The sequence below is a fragment of the Methyloligella solikamskensis genome (assembly GCF_042676065.1).
Taxonomy (GTDB): Bacteria; Pseudomonadota; Alphaproteobacteria; order Rhizobiales; family Methyloligellaceae; genus Methyloligella; species Methyloligella solikamskensis.
The window spans coordinates 76,159-96,381 of sequence record NZ_JBHTJO010000002.1; the positions used below are offsets into that span (position 1 = coordinate 76,159).

The window sequence follows — 20,223 nt, forward strand, 5'->3', positions numbered from 1 at the left end:
GTCCTATTTCTGGAGAGCGCATCGATGACGGAAACAATCGGCCTGGATGTCTTCTGGGATTTCACGCTGTTCGCAGCCGTGGGATTTCTTGCTCAGCTCGTCGACGGCTCTCTGGGCATGGCCTATGGCGTCGTCTCGACCACGGTTCTTCTATCCTTCGGCGTGCCGCCTGCCAACGCATCGGCGAGCGTCCATGTCGCCGAGCTCTTCACGACTGGGGCCTCCGGCGCGTCTCATCTTTGGAATCGCAATGTCGATACCAAGCTGTTCTGGCGTCTGGCCCCGGCCGGCATCGTGGGCGGCATCCTCGGCACCTATCTCCTCACCTCCATCGACGGCAACGTCATCAAGCCCTTCATCGTGGCCTATATGGCCATTATGGCTGCCGTGATCCTGTGGCGGAGCCTGCGCCGCTTCACCCCCAAGCGTGAAACGCCGAGAGGGGTCTCGTTCCTCGGTCTCGTGGGCGGCTTTGTCGATGCGGTGGGCGGCGGCGGTTGGGGACCGGTGGTCACCTCGTCCCTGGTCGGGGCGGGAGGCGTGCCGCGTTATGTCATCGGCACGGTCAACACGGCCGAGTTTCTGCTGACAGCGGCCGTCTCTGCCAGCTTCGTAGTGGCGCTCTTCTCAGGTCATTGGGAGGAGGGCGGCGATCTCGCCAATAATGCAGCCGCCGTCGCCGGCCTGATCGTGGGCGGCCTCGTGGCCGCGCCCGTCGCCGGCTATGCCGTGAAACACGTGGCGCCGCGGGCCCTGGGCATCGCCGTGGGCGTGCTCATTCTGCTGCTGGTGATTTTCCAGGCGGCCAAGCTCGCCGCCTGGATCTAATGAACCCGGCTGGGGCTGACGCCTAGCTCAGATGTCCCTTGAGCGGCTCGACGAGGTCGAGCTTCTCCCAGGAGAAGCCGCCGTCATTGTCCGGCGTGCGGCCGAAATGACCGTAGGCGGCGGTCCGCTCGTAGATCGGCCGGCTTAAGGAGAGATGCTCGCGGATGCCGCGCGGCGAAAGATCCATCACCTCGCGGATCGCCCGCTCGATCTTGTCCTCGGCAACCTTGCCCGTGCCATGCAGGTCCGCATAGATCGAAAGCGGCTGGGACACGCCGATGGCGTAGGAGAGCTGCAAGGTGCAGCGATCGGCCAGTCCTGCGGCCACGATGTTCTTGGCGAGATAGCGCGCCGCGTAGGCTGCGGAGCGGTCCACCTTCGTCGGATCCTTGCCGGAGAAGGCGCCACCGCCATGGGGCGCCATGCCGCCATAGGTGTCGACGATGATCTTGCGGCCCGTAAGGCCCGTATCGCCGTCGGGACCGCCGATGACGAAGCGGCCGGTCGGATTGACGTAGAATTGGGTGTCGCCGTCGATCCAGCCCTTGGGCAGGTTGTCGGTGACGACATCCATGACGATCTCGCGCACCCGCTCCTGGGTGACGTCCTCGCCATGCTGGGTGGAGACGACCACGGAGTTTACCCGCTTGGGCTCGCCGTTTTCGTAGTTGAGTGTGACCTGGCTCTTGGCGTCGGGGCCGAGCTCCGGCGCAGTTCCGCCATGACGCAGCTTGGCCATCTCGTGCAGGATGGAATGGGCGTAGTGGATAGGCGCCGGCATCAGCGGCTCCGTCTCCCGGCAGGCGTAGCCAAACATGATGCCCTGGTCGCCGGCGCCCTCGTCCTTTTCTTTGTCCTCATCCGCGTCCACGCCCATGGCGATGTCGGCGGACTGCTCATGGACGTAGAACTCGAACTCGGCGTTGCCCCAGTGGAAGCCGTCCTGCTCGTAGCCGATATTCTTGATGCAGTTGCGTGCGGCGTCTTCGATCACCTGGGGGGTGATGCTTTCCGGACCGCGCACCTCGCCGGCCATCACGATACGGTTCGTGGTGACCAGGGTTTCTACGGCGACGCGGGAATGGGGATCGGCATCAAGATAGAGGTCCACGACGGCATCGGAGATGCGGTCGCAGACCTTGTCCGGATGGCCTTCCGAGACCGATTCACTCGTAAAGACGTAATCTTGTCGAGACAACTCCACCCCCTCTGGCAGGAACACCGCTTGACGCGCAAAAATCGGGCGGGTTGTCGCAACGAATGGTCGAAGGGTCAAGCCCGCTTCAAGGGCCGCGACAGGCGGCCTAGGACTTGCTCTCCTGATTGCTCAGGGAGCGCACAAGATCGACCACGCTTTTACGAACTTTGGGATCGGCGATTTTGACGAAGGCTCTGTTGAGCTCCAGGCCTTCACGGCTGTTCAGGAACTCAAGGATGAAAGTCTCGGATTCGGCTTCCGCCATGCCCGTGGGCGCGGAACCGTCGAACTGCGGGGCTTCTTCAAAAAAGAACTGAACCGGGACGTCGAGAATTTTCGAAATCTGAAACAGGCGGCTTGCACCGATCCTGTTGACGCCCTTTTCGTATTTCTGAACTTGCTGAAAAGTAAGGCCCATACTCTCGCCGAGACGCTCCTGGCTCATGCCCAGAAGCATCCGCCTAAGCCGCACGCGGCTACCCACATGCGCGTCGACAGGATTTGGCTTTTTGCCGGCCATTGGCTCACTCGTAACTGTCATGAAAAAGGGATACCTTACGTGGAACTCCATGCCGCCGCGCGCCGATATACAGGTTGTCAACAGGGGCGCATCGCGACACCGAGGTGTCTTAAGGGCGGCATCAGATGGCGTCAAGCGTGCCAAAACCGCACGCGGGAGGCTATTCTAATTTATTGTTTAATTGAAACGTTCTCATCCCGATGCAACCCATAACTGTAAGCAACCACAGGATAAATTCTATTGGTCTCTCGAAACGAGTGAAAAAGGTTGCGCCGAAATTTCCCGGGAGCGCTGCATCCACAACGCCTTTTCTCTCCAGGCCAAGCTCGCCGAGAATTCGGCCCATCGGATCGACGACTGCAGAGATTCCCGTATTGGCTGCACGCACCAGTGGAAGGCCTTGCTCCACTGCCCGCACGCGCGCCTGGTGGAAGTGCTGATAGGGGCCCACGCTGCGGCCAAACCACGCATCGTTGGTGACGTTCAACATCCATTTCGCGCCACGTCCGCGTGCATTGACTTCATCGGGAAACAAAACTTCGTAGCAAATCAGCGGCATAAGCGTTGGGATTCCAGGCACGTTTAGCCGCCGCGGCCCCTCGCCGGTGGTGAAGCCGCCTCTGATTCCCGTGAGCTGCATGATTCCCAAGCGCTCCATGAAGTTCTGGAACGGCAGGAATTCGCCGAACGGCACCAAGTGAATCTTGTCGTAGGTATCGACGATCCGGCCCCCTTCGCTGACCGCAAGCAGACCATTATAGACCTTGCGGTAGGTGCCTTCCGGCGCCTCTTCGTAGACCATTCGAATCGAGCCCACGAGAAGGGCGCCCCCTTCGGGAAGCATCTCTCCGATGGCGGTCAGCGCTTCCGGCTCGTTCTCCAGGACCACCGGTATGGCCGTCTCCGGCCAGATCAAGACATCGATCTGATCGAGCCCGACGCCGTCCTTTTCCGTCTCGCTCAACTGGAGATAGTCGCGGAAGATCCGGTCGGCATTTCCGGCCTTCCACTTCTCCGCCTGATCGATGCTGGCCTGAACGATCCGCAGCTTCGTGTCGGTCATTGGGACAGGCGTGGTGTCCAGTCGCCACGCGCCCCAGGTCACCCCGGCGCCCAGCAGAAGCAGGAGGCAAAGCGCCAGCGCGCCTGCGCTCCGTCGCCCCTGAAACGAGGAGCCGCCCGGCGCGAAGCAGGCGGCTGGCGCGGCGAAGAGCAGGGCGGCCAGCACCGTCAGGCCATAGACGCCGAACAGAGCAGCCATCTGCATCATCGGCAGGTTGGGGGTCAGGGCATAGCCGAGCAGGTTCCAGGGCTGGCCGGTGAAGAGATGGCCGCGGATGAACTCGAACAGGCCGAACCCGGCCGCCAACGCGAAGACGCGGCCCGCACCGCGGCTCCAAAGCAGCACCGCAAAGACCGTCGCGCCCACGAAATAGAGAGCCATCCAAGAGGCGAAGCCCGGCAGGATGAAGGGGATCAGCCAGCCGTGGCGCTCCGGCTCCACCAGGAAGGCTTCCGCCAGCCAGTAGAAATTGGCGAGGAAGAACCCGAACCCATAGAAGAAGCCGCCCGCGGCGGCCGAGCGGATGCGCCCGTTCCAGGTGGGATAGACGGCGTAGGAGCCGTCCAGCATCCAGACCAGGGCGCCGAAGGTGAAAAAGAGAGCAGGCCAGAGATCGTAGGGGGCAAAAGCCAGCGCGCCGATCGCGCCGGCAAGAGTGCCGAAGCCGGCCCGGCGCCAGCCGCGCAAATGGGCAACCCATCCGGCGGCCGCATCGAGACGTGCGAACGCCCCTGTCAGCCCGTGGGCCATTACCGCCGGGATGAGAGAGTGAAAGCCACGGCTACTTCGCGCCGCTCGTCTCGGCCTCGCGGGCCGTCGCACGCTGCCGGCGAATGCGGAGCTTCTTCACGCGCCGCGGGTCGGCCTCGAGAATCTCGAACTCGACGCCGCTCGGATGTTTCAGCAATTCCCCGCGCACGGGCACGCGCCCCGAAAGCGAAAAGACAAGCCCGCCCACCGTATCGACATCGTCGTCGTCATCTGGATCGACCAGAACCTGGCCGAGCCGGTCCTCAACGTCCTTCACCGGCGCGCGCGCATCGGCGATCAGCCCCGTGCGATCGGTGGTGATCAGCGGCTCTTCGTCCACGTCGTGCTCGTCCTCGATCTCGCCCACCACCTCTTCGATGAGGTCCTCGATGGAGACCAGCCCGTCCGTGCCGCCATATTCGTCGACCACCAGCGCCAGATGGACGCGCGTCGTCTGCATCTTCAGAAGAAGATCGAGCACCGACTGGGATTTGGGCACGTAGAGAATGTCCCGGGTGATCTCGATATCGCCGAGGGACTTCTTCAAATCCACATGGCCGAGGCTGAGATTGTCGCCATTGGCATTCTCCGCCTCTTCGGCGATCCAGGACATCAGATCGCGGATGTGGACGAGCCCCAGCGGCTCGTCGAGCGTGCCGCGGAAGACGGGCAGCCGCGAATGCTCCGCCTCGCGGAAGACTTTCAAAAGTTCGTCGATGGGGATCGAGCCCTCCACGGACACGATATCGGCCCGAGGCACCATCACGTCCTCGACTGTCAGCTTGCCGAAGCGGAGGATGTTGAGCAGCATCGTACGCTCAGGCGCGCTGAACGTGTCGCGCGCATCCTCGCTTCCGGACAAGGCATTCTCGATCAGCGAGCGAAGGTCGGGCTCCTCGCCAAGCCCCAGACGGGCCAGCACCCTGTCGAGCCAGGAGCCTTCTTCGGGAGATCGTTCTGTTTCGGGGGCCGGCTCTTGTTCCGGCAACGCAGCGTTACTCATCCTGCAATTCCAGCCTGCGCCAGAGGCTCCGTCTCACCGTAGGGATCGGCGATACCGAGCTGGCCCAGGATTTCGGTCTCCAATGATTCCATTTCTGTGGCTTGCGTCTCGTCCATATGGTCGAAGCCGAGAAGGTGCAGCACGCCGTGCACCACCAGATGGGTGACGTGATCTTGTGGCGGAATTTCGAGCGTGGCGGCTTCCCGTCCGACCGTGTCGAGACTGAGAATGACATCGCCCAGCGGCAGCGCATCTTCGAAGACGTCGCCAGCCATCATCTCGGCGGGAAAGGAAAGGACGTTTGTCGGCTTGTCCTGGCCGCGGAAGTCGCGGTTCAGAGCCTGCACGGCGGCATCATCGGTGAAGACGATCGCCACCTCGTGAGGCTTGGAATCCACATCCGGCGATCCGGCGCGGAAAGCGGCCCGGGCGGCCTCCTCGAGGCGCTCCTCGGCCAGCGCCCAACTCGCGGGCGGACGGGCGTGCCACATCAGCGAGACGCATAAATCCGTCTCGTCTCCGGCTTCCGGCTTCGGGACCGTCTCTCCCGAAGCCTCGGGTCTACTGGGAACGTCTTCACTCATTGTTATTCGCGGCTCTCACTCGACGCCGCTTCATACGCATCTACGATACGGGCCACAAGCTCCCGCCGGACCACATCCTGGGGTTTGAAGGCGATATGGGAAATACCGTCGACACCGTCCAGGATCTTGATGGCCTCTGTAAGGCCCGAATCCTTGCCATATGGCAAATCCACCTGGGTCGGATCGCCTGTGACGATCATCTTGCTGCCTTCGCCCAGGCGCGTCAGGAACATCTTCATCTGCACCGGGGTGCAGTTCTGCGCCTCGTCCAGGATGACCATGGCGTTGGAAAGAGTCCGCCCGCGCATGAAGGCGAGCGGTGCGATCTCGATAGCGCCCGTAGAAAGCCCGCGCTCGACCCGCTCCGGCGGCAGCACGTCGTAGAGCGCGTCGTAAAGCGGGCGCAGGTAAGGATCGACCTTCTCCCGCATGTCGCCCGGCAGGAAGCCGAGCCGCTCGCCCGCCTCGACGGCCGGTCGGGACAGGATGATGCGATCGCAGCGCCCGCTTTCGAGCGCGGCGGCCGCGAAAACCACGGCGAGATAGGTCTTGCCGGTGCCGGCTGGACCGGAGGCGAACACCAGATCGTGCCGCTCCAACGCCGAGATATAGGTGGATTGTGCAGGCGTGCGCGCGGTCACCAGACGTTTGCGGGTGCGGATCTGCTGGGCCTCGGCGCCCTTCGGCGCATCCGCCGGCTGGTCCGGTCCCGGCTGCACATCCGCATGGCGGATGGAGCCCACGACCTCGCCGATGCCGATCACCTCGCCCTTGGCGAGCCGGCCATAGAGATCTTCGAGCACCGCCTTGGCGATCTCGCAGGCCTCTTCCGGCCCGCGCAACGAGACCACGGTCCCGTTCACCACCGCCTCGATTCCGAGGCGATCTTCCAAGACGGCTAGATTTGCGTCGTAATCGCCGAGCAGATCGCGCATGAGCCTCGTGTCGTCGAAAAATACGACGAGCGGCTCTGTTTCGCCTTCGCGGTAGGCGGTCGCGCTGTCAGACGCGGGTTGTGGCGCCAAATTAGGTCTCTCGTCTCCGAGGTCTTTGTCCAAAGGGCCCGTTATTCAAACGGTCGCTTGCACGGCGTCATCCCATGCAAATCTGGAATTGATGACACCCGTAAGACTGTTCGGCCCCGCAGCGGTGATGTCAACCTCCACGATCTCTCCGAGCAGGCTTTCGGGGCCTTCGCTGTGTACAGCTTGGAGATATGGAGATCGTCCGGCGATTTGACCAGGTTTGCGGCCCTTTCTCTCGAAGAGAACCGGCACGGTGCGGCCCACCAGGGCCTGCTCGAATCGCTTCCGCTCCTCCTCGATCACCGCCTGGAGCACCTGAAGCCGCTCCTTTTTGGCTTCCTCTGGCACCTGATCCTCAAGGGTCGAGGCCGGTGTGCCGGGCCGTGCGCTGTATTTGAACGAGAAGGCCTGGGCAAAGCCGATCTCTTTCACCAGGGCGACAGTCTCCTCGAACTCGGCATCCGTCTCGCCGGGGAAGCCCACGATGATGTCCGTGGAAAGGGCGATATCCGGCCGGGCGGCGCGGATACGCCCGATCAGCTCGCGGTATTCCTCCGCCGTGTGCTTCCGGTTCATGGCCTTCAGCATGCGGTCGGCGCCCGCTTGGAAGGGCAGATGCAGGTAAGGCATCACCTTCGGTTCGTCGCCGTGGAGCGCGATCAGATCGTCCGCCATGTCCCGGGGATGGCTGGTCGTATAGCGCAGCCGCTCGATGCCCGGGATCTCCGCCAGGCGGCGCAGCAGATCGGCCAAAGACCAGTCTTTCCCGTCGAGTCCTTCGCCGTGATAGGCATTTACGTTCTGGCCCAGGAGGGTGATCTCCCGCACGCCCGCCTCGGCGAGACCTTCCGTCTCTTCCACAAGCTGGGCGACCGGCCGCGAGAACTCCGCGCCGCGCGTATAAGGCACCACGCAGAAGGTGCAGAACTTATCGCAGCCCTCCTGCACCGTGACGAAGGCCGACGGCAGCGCCCGCTTCCTGCTCCGGGCCGGGAGGTGGTCGAACTTGTCTTCGGTGGGAAACTCCGTGGCGAGCACGCCTCTCGAGCCCTTCGCCTTGGCGATCAGATCGGGAAGCTGGTGATAGCTTTGGGGGCCGACCACGAGATCCACCACATTGGCCCGGCGCATGATCTCCGCGCCTTCGGCCTGGGCCACGCAGCCGGCGACCGCGACCATGGTCTCCTTGCCGCCTGTGGCGCGGGACTCCTTGGTCTTCCGCACGCGGCCGAGTTCCGAATAGACCTTTTCGGCCGCTTTCTCCCGGATATGGCAGGTGTTCAGGATGACGAGGTCGGCGTCGTCCATCTCTTCCGTCAGGGCATAGCCCGCCGGCGCCAGCGTCTCCGCCATGCGTTCGGAATCGTAGACATTCATCTGGCAGCCGAACGTCTTCACGTGCAGCTTCAGGGTCTTGCTCGTCGGGCCGTCTGTCATGGGGCGTTTGTTGGGCAGCAAGGCTTATGCGTCAAGGGGTCGATTGCGCAATCGGACTGCGGCGAAAGCGTGAAGCCGGAAACTCGAAGCCTCCGCATTCGTTTTCTCAAGCGTAGCTCAACTATGAGGAGGAAAGACCATGCCGGCCAAATCGAAAGCGCAACAAGAAGCCGCTGGCGCGGCTTTGGCCGCCAAGCGCGGCGAGCGGAAGGTCAGCGAACTCCAGGGCGCCTCGAAGCAGATGTACGAGTCCATGTCCGAGAAGGAGCTCGACGAGATGGCCTCCACCAAGCGCAAGGGCAAGCCCGAGCACGTCGATAACTATTAGGCGCCTGGACTAGAGACTATTGTAGCCGGACGAGCACGCTGTCGGCGTGGCCCTGGGCGTCCGTTACCGTGACGCGGGTGAAGCCGGGCCCGTCAGGATCGAAGAACAGCGTCTCCCCCGGTCGCCGGATGGACAGCGGTGCGCCGTTCACCAGCACCGTGAGCGGCGCCTTGCCGCCTGCGATCTTCACCGGCACCGGATCGAGCGCCCCATCCATTGAGGAGAGCGCCAGGCTCGACCCATCCGGCGGGAAAAGGATTTTCAGCTTCGGCGTCATGTCTGCCGCCGCGACCGGATCCGCGTTGAATCGTTGGAGCGGCGGCGGCAGCGCGCCCGTGCTCGCGGTCAGCACGCCCTCCGGCGCTTTCGGTAGAGGGGCAGGCGCTTCTTCCAGCCGCGCGAACGCATCGAACAGGATGGGCGCCGCCGTCACGCGGCCCACGATACCTGGCACCGGCGCGCCGTCGGGCCGTCCGGCCCAAACCCCGATCGTATATTTCCCGTCATAGCCCACCGCCCAGGCATCCCGGTAGCCGTAGCTCGTGCCCGTCTTGAAGGCGATCCGTCCCGGCGCGGCACTTTCAGGCGGCGGCGCGTCTTTCAGGATATTGCCGACATACCAGGCCGCGACCGGGGCAAGCAGCCGCCGCTCCGGAAGGCGCGGCGCATCCGCCCGCTCGACCATGGGCTGGACCGTGCCCAGCCGGGCGAGCCCACTGAAGCCCTGGGTCAGGTCTTCCAGGGTGACGCCCACACCACCCAGCCCGAGCGCCAGGCCGGGATTCTCGTGCTTGGGCAGGATGAGATGCGTCCCCGCCCCGCCGAGGCGCGAGACGAGCCGCTCCGGCCCCACCGCCTCCAGCACCGAGATGGTCGGTACGTTCAGGGAGAGCTGCAGGGCACGGCGGACCGTCACCGTGCCCTGATAATGCATGTCGAAATTCTCAGGCGCATACGCGCCGAAGCGGACCGGCCTATCCTGGATCAGGGTGGAGGGATGGATGCGTCCGTCCTCGAACCCCATCCCATAGATGAAAGGCTTCAGCGTCGAGCCGGGCGAGCGGACCGCCCGGGTCAGGTCCACTTGGCCGGCGCGGCGTTTATTGAAATAATCCGGTGTCGCCACCCGCGCCCGAACCTCGCCGGTCGCATTGTCGAGCATGAGAATAGCGACCGAAGCGTCCGGTCCGATCCTGTCTGCTCCCATCTTGGCCAGGGCCTCGAGGCGGGCCTGGAAGCTCCGCTCCAGGGTGAGTTGATGAATGCGCTTTTCCGGTGCCGCGGCCATGGCGTCATCCGCCGCATGGGGCGCTAGCATGGGCATGGGATGCCGCCCTTGCGGCACCTTCTCCGCCTTCGCCCGGACGATCTCGCGATCGGCGAAGATGCCCGTCTCGGCGATCCGATCGAGCACCCGGTCGCGGGATTCCTTTGCGGCCTTCGGCGCCCGGTCTGGCCGGCGCATCTCCGGCGATTGGGGTAGGGCCACCAGCAGGGCCGCTTGGCCCAAGGAAAGCCGCCGCGGCTCCTTACCGAAATAGGCGAGGGAGGCGGCGCGCAATCCCTCCAGATTGCCGCCATACGGCGCGAGGGTCAGGTAGCGGGTGAGGATCTGTTCCTTGCTCAGCCGACGCTCGATCTGGAGCGCCCGGTAGACCTGGCGGATCTTTGCGCCGAGAGACCGCTCGTCTCGCGGCTCAAGCAATCGCGCGAGCTGCATGGAGATGGTCGAGCCGCCCGAAACGATCCGCCCGTGGGTCGCAAGCTGGCCGGCAGCCCTCGCCATCGCCAGCACGTCCACCCCCTCATGGCGGAAGAAGCGCTTGTCCTCGTAGGCCAGCAGCGCGCTCAAGAAACGCGGATCGACGGACTTGGCCTCCGTCGGCAGCCGCCAGCGCCCTTCTTTCGTCGTGTAGGGGCGGAGCAGCGCGCCATGCCGGTCCACCACGATGGGCGAAAGCTCGATCTCTTCGCCCAGAGGCGGTGGCCCCAGCGAATCCTTCAGCCCGGTGGCGGCACCCGCCGCCACCGCGCCTGTGAACACCACGCCCAGCGCGAAGCCTATGAGTGGACGGCCCATGGCCTTGTCCTCATCTCGTCCTCACGTTGTTCTCACCGCGCCGCCTTCACGGTGATCTTGCCCGTTCCCGTATTCCCGAACCGGTCGCGGGAATACATGTCCTCCACATGGGCCTGGGGCAGCACGTATTCGCCCGGCGACACCGCGCGGACCACATAGGCCACAGAGAACACCGCCGGGCTGTCCGCCGTCCGGTCGAAGGCCGCCGTGAAGCGGTCGTCCCGGAACGACTGATGCTCCGGATCGGCCCCGTCGGGGATCCAGGAGAAAGAGTCCGTCTGGCCCGAGCTGACCAGATGCGGATTGTCGATCTCGAAGCCCGCCGGCAGGTAATCGATCAGCGCGACCCGGGCGAATTGTGGCTGGGGATCGGTGATCCGCACCACGACCACGAAGCGCTGGTTCTGGGTCGCCGTGGTGGGATCGGCCGGCGCACCTTGCAGCGTGTAGTAGCTCCGCTCGATATGGAATCCCTGGTCCGCCGCAGGCTCCGCCGCGAAGGGCGCGCCGGAGACCGTGAGCACCGCATCGACCGGAGCCTCGCCCTCGTTGGTGACCGTGATCGGATTGCCGGAAAGCTCAAGCTCGCTGAGATTGCGGTAGACCGGCTCGTTCGCTTCTTCGCCGTTCACCGAGAGCGCAATCTCTTGCTGGCCCAATGCCCGCGCGGCGAGGATCAGCCAGGCGTCCTCCTGGGTGGAGGTGCGCTTCACGAGCTTCCGCGCCGGGCCGATCTTGGCCGTGGCGCTGACCAGCAGCGGCTTCGGCGCATCGCCTTCTGCTGCCAACGTCACGACGGCGGCCGCATCCCGCAAGGGCGATCCGAAATCCTGCCGTCCCGGCTCGGCTTCCGGGCTCTCGGGCAGCGCGCCGAGCGCGGCCCGGAACGCCTTCTCCGCCCGGATGCGATCGCCCAGCATGGCAAGCGCCGCACCGATCTGTGCCTTAGCTGCGGGCGTCCCCAAGGCACCGAGCTTCGTGTCGGCGATATAGCGAAGATCGCCCACCGGCGCCGTGCCGTTCCGCGCCAGAACGTAGAGCGCATAGGAGAGGGCAAGTCCGCCATCACGATCCACATCGGGCGCCGTGTTCACGTAGTTCCGCAGACGGTTCAGGGCGAGACGGAAGGCGTCGTCCGGAACCGGGTATCCTTGCGCCCGGGCCCGAGTGAAGAAGTCCGTTACATAGGCGTCCAGCCACGGATCGCCGCCATAGGCGCCCCACAGGCCGAACGCTCCTTCCGGAGTCTGACGCGCCAGCACTGTCTGGACCGCCTTGTTCAGCCGCTCGTCGATCGAGGCGTCCGCCGTCAGCTGCGCCTTCTCCGACAGCTCCTTGACGTAAAGGAGCGGCATGGCCCGGCTGATGATCTGCTCCGTGCAGCCCAGCGGATAGAGATCGAGAGACTGGATCAGCGTCGCGACGTCGAGCGACGCCCAGGGCGTCACCGATAGGGCGAGCTGGCCCGTGTTCGGCACGATATCGGCGAACAGCTCCGCGGAGGCTTTCAGGCTGCCACCCGGCGGCAGGGCCTGCACCGTCCGCCGTGACATGATCTGGGTCGCGGGCTTCACGGAGACCGCATAGTCCCGACGGGCCACATAGTCCTCAGGTCCTGTGACCGCGACCGTGAGGAAGGCGTCGCCTACCCCCGTCGCCGCGATGGGCAGGTTCAGCCCCGTCCGCTGCTTCTCATCCAGCGTCACCGTGGCCTCCGGCTTGGTCACGCCCACAGGTCCTTCTGAGGACACCGTGACTTGATAGTCGCCGGCAGCACCTTCCACATTGTCGAGGTCGAGCCGCAGCGTGCTCTGATCGCCGATCAGCAGGAAGCGGGGCAGGGTCGCGGAGACCACGACCGGATCGCGGATCAGCACATCGCCATCCGCTTCACCCACCTGGGTTTCGCTCCAGGCGACGGCCATGACCCGGGCCGTGCCCGTGAAGGCCGGAGTATCGAATTCGATCTCCGCCTCGCCGTTCTCATCCACGGTCACGATGCCGGAATAAAGCGCGAGCGGAGGCTGTGTGGGAGGGCTGCCCGAAAGCTCCGCCGCACCCGCGCCACCGCCGGTGCGGATCCGACCTTTGGTGCCTTGCATGCCGTCGATCAGCTGACCGTAGAGATCGCGGATCTCCATGGAGAGCTGCCGCTGGCCGAGGAAATACTCCGTGGGCGCCGGCGGCTCGTAATTGGTGAGATTGAGAATGCCGACATCGACCGCGGAGACCACCACACGCGCGCTCTCGCCCTCGGCGAGGTTCGCGATTTTCACAGGCACCCGTAGGGTCGTCTCGGGCCGGATCTTCTCCGGCAGATTGAGGCTCACATCGAGAGTGTGGGCCGCCTTGTCGATGGAGAAATAGGCGAGGCCGATGGACCGCCCCGGCATGCGCTTGGCTTCCGTCTCCAGGGGCCGGCGCAGCGTCGCCACGAGATAGGCGCCCGTGCCCCAATCCTCGCTCACCTCGAGCGGGATCTTGGCCGTGCCTTGCTCCACCTCTTCGGTCTTTGTGGCGAGCAGTTGGCCTGCGCCCATCACCGCGAGCGTCACCTGACCGGCGCTCCGCGCGGTCACCGCCGCCGTCATGGTGTCGCCGGGCTTATACTCGGATTTGTCGAGCGCGACCTCCAGGAAGTCCGGCGTGTCGGCGCTGGCCTCCGTATAGAAGCCCGCATCGAAGCCCACCGTGGTGAAGGGGCCCGCCGCGTCGGGGCTCGAGACCTCAAGCCGGTAGCGGCCCCAGGAGACCGGCGCGCCGATCTGGGCCGGCTCACCGGGCTTCACGTCGATCGAGCCGTTGGCCACGCGCCGCGTCACCTTGATGGGCTCGAAGCTCCAATAGCCGTTCTGGCGGTACCACTGATATTTGCTCTCGATCTTGAGGAGCTGCCATTCGAGGCCCTTCGCCTCCATCGGCTCGCCGTCGGGTCCGACCATCACGACCTGGAACTCGGCCTGCGCGCCGTCGGCGAGTGAGGCGCCCTTGAACAGCGGCTTCACACCGATCATCGGATCGCTCGGCTTGATGGGCAGCGTGATATCCCGTTCCACCGCGCGCCCGCCCAGCTCCGACATGCGGATGGCGATCTTCGCCTCCATGGGGTGTCCGGTATCGGGCACGTTGCGCACGGCGATGGGGAAGACCGCCTCGCCGTCCTTGCCCGTTGTGGGCAGCCCTTCCAGGGGCATGACCTCCCTGCTAGCGCCGGCATCCTGATCGGCATTCGGACCGAACTGATAGCCTGCGAAGCCCGGGCGTTCTTCCGCCTGACTGATGGTCACCTCGCCTTCCAGTGGCAGGCCCGAGGCAGGCGCGCCGTAGAGGAAGTGGCCGTCCACGATCAGCTCAACCGGCTGGCGGGGAACGATCGCCGGGGCGTCCGTCGCCAGATCGAACTCCAGCCGGTCGGGAACGTAGTCCTCCACCAGGAAGGTGGTGTCGCCGATGGAATCGCCTTTCGGGTCGGCATAGGCCGCGACCCGCCAGGTGCCGGTGGGGGCCGCGCCGATGATCGGCACGTCGAGATCGCGCCCGCCGATTCCCTCGTCCTGCACGACCTTGCGCCGGTATTCGACGCCGTCGGGCCGGCTGACCACGAGAGTGAGCGGCGTGTTCATCACCGCTTCGCCCGTGGCATCCCGCAGAAGCGCCGTAACATGCACGGTCTCGCCCGTGCGGTAGACGCCCCGCTCGGTGAACACGAAGGCATCGAGTGCGCCCGGCAGGGCCCGGCCTTCGACGCCGCGATCAGTCAGATCGAAAGGTGAGCCCTTCAGACTCAGGAAGCCGTAATCGACACCCTTCTGGGAGGCGATCAGCATGGCCGGCGCGAGCCCGCCTTCGCCGCGGGTCATGCCGGCGGCGAAATTCGCGCGGCCCGCATCGTCGGTCTTCGTCTTGGCGAGGATCTCGTTATTCCGGGCGACAAGCCGCAGCTCGACATCCTCGATCGGCTCGGTGGTCGCGAGCGAATTGACGAAGGCATGGATGCCGTCATCGCCAGAATAGGCCGTGAGCCCGAGATCGGAGACGATGAACCACTGGGTGGCGAGCTCCTCGTAGTCGTTGTCGGGCCCATCCGCCGGCTCAGCCGACATGACGTAGACGCCGGGCTTCAGATTCGGCACCGCCTCGTTGACCGGGAAATTGGTGGTTACGTCCTGGTTCAGGGTCTTCTCGACCGCGAGCGTGCCCGTCCAGACCTTGGCACCCTCCTTGTCGGCGATCTCGCTTAAGGAATAGGGGTAGAGATTGGTCTGGAAGTCGTTGCCCAGCACCGAGTTGATCAGATTGCGGTCGCCGATCCGGTACAGCGTGATGTCCAGCTTGTCGGTGTTCACGCTGATCAGCGGAATGCCCTGCTGGCCTGTCTTCGGCAGCACATAGTTCTTGCCCGAGACGCGCACCATTGGCGCCCGGTCCCGCACATAGATGTCGAAGGTCGCAGGCTTCAGAAGCGACTCGTCGATATCCGACGGCAGGCCCTCGCGCAGGGTGATGCGATAGGTCTCGCCGTGCTTCAGCCCGTCCACGCAAAGCTGCTGATCGTCGACGGAGAGCGCCGGCTTGTCCTGGCCTTCAACCACCACGAAGGGCGAGAAGTCGGCCCGGTCGGGAAGCGCTTCCGAAAACTGGAAGCAGGCCCGCGGCGAGGAGGCATCGGAATCGATGCTGTGGTCGGTGACCCGGAAGCCGTATTTTTCGCGCAGCTGCGTATAGATCTGGCGGAGGTTCTCCGTCTCCCGCACCGACAGCGCGACCTTCAGCGCGTTGAGCGCGTTCCGCCATTCCTGGCGCTTGCCGTAGGCATTGGCCAGCGTCACCAGCGCATCGGCCTGATCGTCCGAGGTCGCGGCCCGGCGGTAGGCGATATAGGCAGCCGTGGTGGCGTTCTTCTGAAGCGTGTAGCGGTCGCCGTCCTCCGGATCGACGCGCAGCAGAATATCCGCATAGCGGCGCCAGCTCCGCGCATCGTTCGGCTCCAACGCAACGATCTGGCCGTAGAGCCGGGCGGCGCCTGCGAAATCCTTTTGGCTCAGCGCCGCGTCCGCCTGCTTCTGCAGGGCGAGGGCAGGGGCGCTGACGCCGCTCGTTTCCGACTTCAGCTTGGCTTCCAGCTTGATGGCGTCGTCGTCGAGCCGATCGTTCTGATAGACCGGTGCATCGGCGAAGGCCGTCGAGACGGGGGCGAGGGCAACGAACGTGAAAGAGACGATGAGCGCCAAGAGCGCGGCGCGAACGAGAGCAGGCATGCGGATCCTCCGGAGGGTCCCTCTCGGCATCGCGGAGGCTTCTCGGCCGCCGCTCGGGGACCTGCAACGCATGCTAGTAGAGCGATGTGACAGGCGCTAGTGGCGCTGCACGCCTCAACTCAAAAAACCGCGCCCCGCCGCGCTCCTCAGGCGTTGCCGTCCCGGTCACCCACGAGCTTGGCGATCTCGCCCCTTATCCATTGATGGCACTCGTCCCGGTCGTAGCTGGAATGCCAGAGGAGTCGCACGGGCAGGCCGACCGGCTCCAAAGGCTGGGCGATGCGGATGAGCGAGAACTGCTTCTCTAGGATCTGCGCAAGGGAGGTCGGCACGGTTAGGAGCGCATCGCTATTCAGCGCAAGCAGTAGCCCCACCAGCACCGAGGAGACCTTCTCCGGCGGGGGTAGGAGATGGCCGGACTCGGCAAATTTCCGGGCCATCAGGTCGTAGGCGGGCAGCGCATTGACCGCCACATGGGTGGCTGCCGCGAAGTCTTCCGGCCTGGGCCGCTTGTTCGCCAGCGGATGTCCGGGGCGTCCCAGCACCACGAGATGATCGTCGAACAGCTTGCTTGAGCGGATGTCCGGGGCCGGGATCGCGGTGGATTCCAGGTCCACGGCAAAGTGGCACCGGCTGTTGCGCAACGCCTCGATGGAATCCTCGCCGCTGCCCGCCATCCAGCCGACCCGCACATTGGGTGCGGCCTCACTGAGGTGGTTGCGGAGAGGCTGGATCATGATCAACTCGCCGGCCTCCGACGCCGCGACGAAGAAGTCCCGGTCGGCCAGCGTTGGATCGAACGGCTTGTCCGGCCGAAGCAGGCTCTCCATGCCCGCCAGGATCACATGCACCGTCGGCGCCAGCTCCTGAGCTTTTGCCGTTGGCACCAACCGTTGCCCCGCCCGAACGAAAAGCTCGTCGGAAAAGATCTCCCGCAGCTTGGCGAGCGCATGGCTCACGGCCGAGGCGCTGCGCCCCAGCCTTTCCGCGGCACGGGTGACGCTGGCGTCGGTGAGCAGGGCGTCGAGGATGACGAGGAGATTGGCGTCGACTTCGCGTAGATGCATGAGGTGCAATAATTCATCTGAAAAGGTTTCACTTCATGCATGTTAATCTCCGGGCTAGGGTCCTGACAAGGCTGACGGGTATCCCAGCCCGAACGCCCCGAAGCGCCCATGGCTAGCCCCGCCCAAAGGGGCGGCCCTTCGCTTCCTCATCTCAACCGTGCGGCGGTCCGCTTGCTTCCCGGCAGCGGACCGCTAGCGGTTTGGGGCCGATTTTTGGAAAAGATGGGTCTTCAGATTCGCGGTGTTGCGCAGCGCCGAGCGCAGATACCTATTCTCACCGCAATTCTTTCGTTAATTTGGCGCTCCCTTTTCCGACATATTTGGCGGTGCGCCGCATCGATTCGTTATGAAGCTTTTCCTGAAAATCCTTGGCGGTCTCTTCTCGGTGATTGTGCTGGCTCTGATCGCCGCCAATATCTTTGTCTCTCCCGAAGCCATCCAGGCCCGCGTGGCCGAGCGCATCAAGCAGCAGACCGGACGCGAGCTCATCGTCAACGGCGAGGCCTCGCTGACCTTCCTGCCGAACCCTGAGATGGTGTTGACCGACACGACCCTGCGGGATCCGGGCACCGACGCCACGGCGATCGACCTCCACGTGGCGCGGCTTGAGGTCACCCTCGATCTCTTCGAGCTGATCAGCCAGCGGGTGGATGCCCGCTACGTGCTGTTCGAGCAGCCGCTGGTCACGGTGCGCCCCGGCAGCGCCCAAACGGCGCCACAGCGGCAAGGTCAAGCACCTGCTGAAGAGAAGAGCCGCCGCGCATCGCTTCCCGCGAAGAGCGAGCCGCGCTTCGCCAAGGCCTCCATGGCCTTCGCCGCCACGCCCCAGGACGACACGAGCGACGTGCGCCTGCGCGACGTGCGTATCGAAGACGGCACAGTCCGCATTCTCGATGAGAACGGTCAGGTGAACCGCGAGATCAAGCAGATCAATGCCTCTCTCGCCATGCCCCATATCGACGACCCTCTGACCTCCAATGGCAGCTTCCAGCTCAAGCAGAAGACCCTGAACTACAATCTGACTCTGACATCGGCCGGCGACTTGCGGGCAGGGCGGCAGGCCGATGTCGCACTGGCTCTCGCCGCGAAGGACTTCAAGGCGCAGTTCGACGGTGCGGTCGTTCCGGCGCCGGAAGTCAGCGCCCAAGGGGTGTTCAAGGGAACCTCGTCGTCATTCAAGAACCTGATCGAATGGACGCCCGATGGCGGTCAGCAGGCCAAGCCGGTTATCCCGGGCGAGCTTTCGAGCCAGGTCCAGTGGAGCTTTGCCGGCGCCACCCTCACCGACCTGATGTTCAAGCTCGGCGACACCACGGGACGCGGCCAGGCGGCGCTTCATCTCGATGGGCCGAAGCCGCATCTGCGTGCAGCCTTGGCAATCGAGCTTCTCAACGTGACGCCGTTCCTGCCGCAAGGTGGTGGTAGCGGCGGCGGGGGTAATGCCGCCCCGAAGCCGGCGGCCAACCCCGCTGGCGGCCAGCAGGGCGCGGTGCCGCAAAACGCCGCTCCTCAGGCATTCCCCAACGATTTTCCGGACGTCCCCTCCATGGAGGACCCGGCTGCGGACATGCAGCCCGGAGCCGCGAAGCCGAAAGAGCCGTCGCCGCTCGATGCCGACGTCAACGTGAATGTTCGCCAGACCCTGGTGGACAACATCACCATCGGACCGAGCGCGCTCGCCTTCAACTATAAGGACGGCATCCTGACCGCCAATCTCGGGGGCATGCAGCTCTATGGCGGCGAGGGGCGCGGCAAGCTGATCATCGACCAGAACCCGGCTGTGCCGGTCTTCTCGGCCAATCTCAATCTCGACCAGGTGGACGCCAAGCCCTTCCTCACCGATGCGGCGGAGTTCGACCGTGTGTCGGGCAAGATCAAGGTGATCTTGAAGCTGAACGGCAAGGGGATGGAGGCCGATGCGATCAAGAGGTCGCTCACCGGCAATGGCAATATCATGGTCAATAACGGTGCGGTCGAAGGCATAGACATCACCGGCATTCTCGCCCAGGTGGATCAGGGGCGCCTACCCAAGATCAAGGGCGGAAGCACACCGTTCGACAGCTTCGGCGGCAGCTTCACCATGCGAAAGGGCATCGCCGAGACTAAGAACTTCAAGCTGGTCAGCCAGTATCTGAACGTGAGCGCCAAGGGCACGGTCAACATCCCGGCCGGCAACCTGGACATCCTGGCCAACCCGGAGCTGGTCGCGGCACCCAAGGGCATGGGTGATGCCAAGGATCTGGTCGGCCTTACCATCCCGATCCGCATCCGGGGCCCGTTCGAGAACCCCACCTATCAGCCGGAGCTCGCAGGGCTGTTCAACAACCCCGAAGCGGCCTCAAAGACCATCAACAAGATCGGCGACGTGATCCAGGAGAAGTTCAAGGACAAGCCCGCCGGCGAGGCACTCGGCCGTTTCCTCGGCGGTGTGAAGATCAACGGCGGGAACTAAGCGCGAGGCGATTTCAGGTCCGGCTGCGACTAGCCGGGACAGCCATTGTCCGTCTTGTCGACCGTCGCCGACCGCCTCGGGCGCGAGTAGAATTTGCGGGACATCGTAAACTTCCCGAACGTTGACCCAAGAAAGGGAGCGTCCTCCCCGAAGAGGGGGACATAAGCATACTGCACATCGGCCATGATGACGCTGCTGCCGGGCGCCGTCAGGCCCTCTGGCAGATCGACCGAAGAATTCTTGGCCAGCGGTGCACCGTTGCCGTTGCTGCAACTCCAGGCGACCTTTGGGCGGTTCTTGTCGTCGGCGACAACGCTGGTGAGTACGATGCTCAAATCCTTGGTGGAATAAGGTGTCAGGATGGCGGTGGCGGCGTCTGTGATATTCTTGATCTGGGCGTTCGACAGGGTTCTCACTTGGGCCGTCAGGTCCGCGACCGTATAAGCGACTTGGTCCGTGCGCCGGTTAAGGGTCAGCATATTTCCGACCTCAACCGCGCCCAAGTATGCGGTGAGCATCAGTGGCAGGATGATCGCGAACTCGATCGCTGAAGTGCCGCGGCATTCCTGCTTCGCGCCACGCCAATACCTTGCGGCGATCGCTCCTGCTTTGCTTCGTCTCAGCATCGCC

The 20,223-nt window shown here is 64.4% G+C and carries 14 protein-coding genes; 3 read left to right on the forward strand and 11 right to left on the reverse strand.

The window, feature by feature from the left end:
• Nucleotides 1–24 precede the first annotated feature (24 nt).
• Nucleotides 25–828 (forward strand): sulfite exporter TauE/SafE family protein, encoded by an 804-nt coding sequence (locus ACFQ2F_RS13365; RefSeq protein WP_379090882.1) that lies wholly within the window; start codon nt 25–27, stop codon nt 826–828.
• A gap of 22 nt (nt 829–850) precedes the next feature.
• Here the strand turns inward: ACFQ2F_RS13365 and metK are convergent, their stop codons facing one another.
• The 7 genes from metK to miaB form a co-directional block, all read right to left on the reverse strand.
• Nucleotides 851–2,026: a methionine adenosyltransferase gene (gene metK / locus ACFQ2F_RS13370; protein ID WP_379090884.1), complete on the reverse strand. Its 1,176-nt coding sequence runs from the start codon at nt 2,024–2,026 to the stop codon at nt 851–853.
• Nucleotides 2,027–2,132: 106 nt separating this feature from the next.
• Complete coding sequence (locus tag ACFQ2F_RS13375) at nt 2,133–2,546, reverse strand: helix-turn-helix domain-containing protein (RefSeq protein ID WP_379090886.1); 414 nt, start codon at nt 2,544–2,546, stop codon at nt 2,133–2,135.
• A 160-nt stretch (nt 2,547–2,706) separates the two neighbouring features.
• A complete protein-coding gene (gene lnt / locus ACFQ2F_RS13380) occupies nt 2,707–4,359 on the reverse strand; it encodes an apolipoprotein N-acyltransferase (protein WP_379090888.1) in 1,653 nt (550 codons plus the stop codon).
• A gap of 31 nt (nt 4,360–4,390) precedes the next feature.
• Nucleotides 4,391–5,362 (reverse strand): hemolysin family protein, encoded by a 972-nt coding sequence (locus ACFQ2F_RS13385; RefSeq protein ID WP_379090890.1) that lies wholly within the window; start codon nt 5,360–5,362, stop codon nt 4,391–4,393.
• Complete coding sequence (ybeY, locus tag ACFQ2F_RS13390; RefSeq protein WP_379090892.1) at nt 5,359–5,946, reverse strand: rRNA maturation RNase YbeY; 588 nt, start codon at nt 5,944–5,946, stop codon at nt 5,359–5,361. Before ybeY ends, ACFQ2F_RS13385 begins: the two co-directional genes overlap by 4 nt.
• 2 nt (nt 5,947–5,948) lie before the next feature.
• Nucleotides 5,949–6,881 (reverse strand): PhoH family protein, encoded by a 933-nt coding sequence (locus ACFQ2F_RS13395; RefSeq protein WP_379091559.1) that lies wholly within the window; start codon nt 6,879–6,881, stop codon nt 5,949–5,951.
• A 135-nt stretch (nt 6,882–7,016) separates the two neighbouring features.
• Nucleotides 7,017–8,408: a tRNA (N6-isopentenyl adenosine(37)-C2)-methylthiotransferase MiaB gene (gene miaB, locus ACFQ2F_RS13400; protein ID WP_379090894.1), complete on the reverse strand. Its 1,392-nt coding sequence runs from the start codon at nt 8,406–8,408 to the stop codon at nt 7,017–7,019.
• Nucleotides 8,409–8,547: 139 nt separating this feature from the next.
• Between miaB and ACFQ2F_RS13405 the strand changes: the two genes are divergently transcribed.
• Nucleotides 8,548–8,736: a DUF3008 family protein gene (locus ACFQ2F_RS13405; RefSeq protein ID WP_379090896.1), complete on the forward strand. Its 189-nt coding sequence runs from the start codon at nt 8,548–8,550 to the stop codon at nt 8,734–8,736.
• 16 nt (nt 8,737–8,752) lie between these two features.
• Here the strand turns inward: ACFQ2F_RS13405 and pbpC are convergent, their stop codons facing one another.
• The 3 genes from pbpC to ACFQ2F_RS13420 form a co-directional block, all read right to left on the reverse strand.
• Nucleotides 8,753–10,816 (reverse strand): penicillin-binding protein 1C, encoded by a 2,064-nt coding sequence (pbpC, locus tag ACFQ2F_RS13410; protein ID WP_379090898.1) that lies wholly within the window; start codon nt 10,814–10,816, stop codon nt 8,753–8,755.
• Nucleotides 10,817–10,848: 32 nt separating this feature from the next.
• Nucleotides 10,849–16,074, reverse strand: coding sequence for an alpha-2-macroglobulin family protein (locus ACFQ2F_RS13415; protein ID WP_379090900.1), 5,226 nt, complete (start codon nt 16,072–16,074; stop codon nt 10,849–10,851).
• Nucleotides 16,075–16,220: 146 nt separating this feature from the next.
• Nucleotides 16,221–17,141: a LysR substrate-binding domain-containing protein gene (locus tag ACFQ2F_RS13420; protein WP_379090902.1), complete on the reverse strand. Its 921-nt coding sequence runs from the start codon at nt 17,139–17,141 to the stop codon at nt 16,221–16,223.
• A gap of 346 nt (nt 17,142–17,487) precedes the next feature.
• On the opposite strand from ACFQ2F_RS13420, the gene ACFQ2F_RS13425 reads away from it, so the two are divergent.
• Nucleotides 17,488–19,593 carry an AsmA family protein gene (locus ACFQ2F_RS13425; protein WP_379090904.1) on the forward strand — a complete coding sequence of 702 codons (2,106 nt, stop codon included), beginning with the start codon at nt 17,488–17,490 and terminating at the stop codon, nt 19,591–19,593.
• Between the two features lie 29 nt (nt 19,594–19,622).
• Here ACFQ2F_RS13425 and ACFQ2F_RS13430 read toward each other — a convergent pair whose 3' ends face one another.
• Nucleotides 19,623–20,219 (reverse strand): TadE/TadG family type IV pilus assembly protein, encoded by a 597-nt coding sequence (locus ACFQ2F_RS13430; RefSeq protein WP_379090906.1) that lies wholly within the window; start codon nt 20,217–20,219, stop codon nt 19,623–19,625.
• Nucleotides 20,220–20,223 lie beyond the last annotated feature (4 nt).

Bases quoted from the DNA above. Each gene is read 5' to 3' on its own strand.
- ACFQ2F_RS13365 (WP_379090882.1), top strand. From the start codon at position 25: ATGACGGAAACAATCGGCCTGGATGTCTTCTGGGATTTCACGCTGTTC.
- ACFQ2F_RS13375 (WP_379090886.1), bottom strand. From the start codon at position 2,546: ATGGCCGGCAAAAAGCCAAATCCTGTCGACGCGCATGTGGGTAGCCGC.
- lnt (WP_379090888.1), bottom strand. From the start codon at position 4,359: ATGGCCCACGGGCTGACAGGGGCGTTCGCACGTCTCGATGCGGCCGCC.
- ACFQ2F_RS13385 (WP_379090890.1), bottom strand. From the start codon at position 5,362: ATGAGTAACGCTGCGTTGCCGGAACAAGAGCCGGCCCCCGAAACAGAA.
- ybeY (WP_379090892.1), bottom strand. From the start codon at position 5,946: ATGAGTGAAGACGTTCCCAGTAGACCCGAGGCTTCGGGAGAGACGGTC.
- ACFQ2F_RS13395 (WP_379091559.1), bottom strand. From the start codon at position 6,881: ATGCGCGATCTGCTCGGCGATTACGACGCAAATCTAGCCGTCTTGGAA.
- miaB (WP_379090894.1), bottom strand. From the start codon at position 8,408: ATGACAGACGGCCCGACGAGCAAGACCCTGAAGCTGCACGTGAAGACG.
- ACFQ2F_RS13405 (WP_379090896.1), top strand. From the start codon at position 8,548: ATGCCGGCCAAATCGAAAGCGCAACAAGAAGCCGCTGGCGCGGCTTTG.
- pbpC (WP_379090898.1), bottom strand. From the start codon at position 10,816: ATGGGCCGTCCACTCATAGGCTTCGCGCTGGGCGTGGTGTTCACAGGC.
- ACFQ2F_RS13415 (WP_379090900.1), bottom strand. From the start codon at position 16,074: ATGCCTGCTCTCGTTCGCGCCGCGCTCTTGGCGCTCATCGTCTCTTTC.
- ACFQ2F_RS13420 (WP_379090902.1), bottom strand. From the start codon at position 17,141: ATGCATCTACGCGAAGTCGACGCCAATCTCCTCGTCATCCTCGACGCC.
- ACFQ2F_RS13425 (WP_379090904.1), top strand. From the start codon at position 17,488: ATGAAGCTTTTCCTGAAAATCCTTGGCGGTCTCTTCTCGGTGATTGTG.
- ACFQ2F_RS13430 (WP_379090906.1), bottom strand. From the start codon at position 20,219: ATGCTGAGACGAAGCAAAGCAGGAGCGATCGCCGCAAGGTATTGGCGT.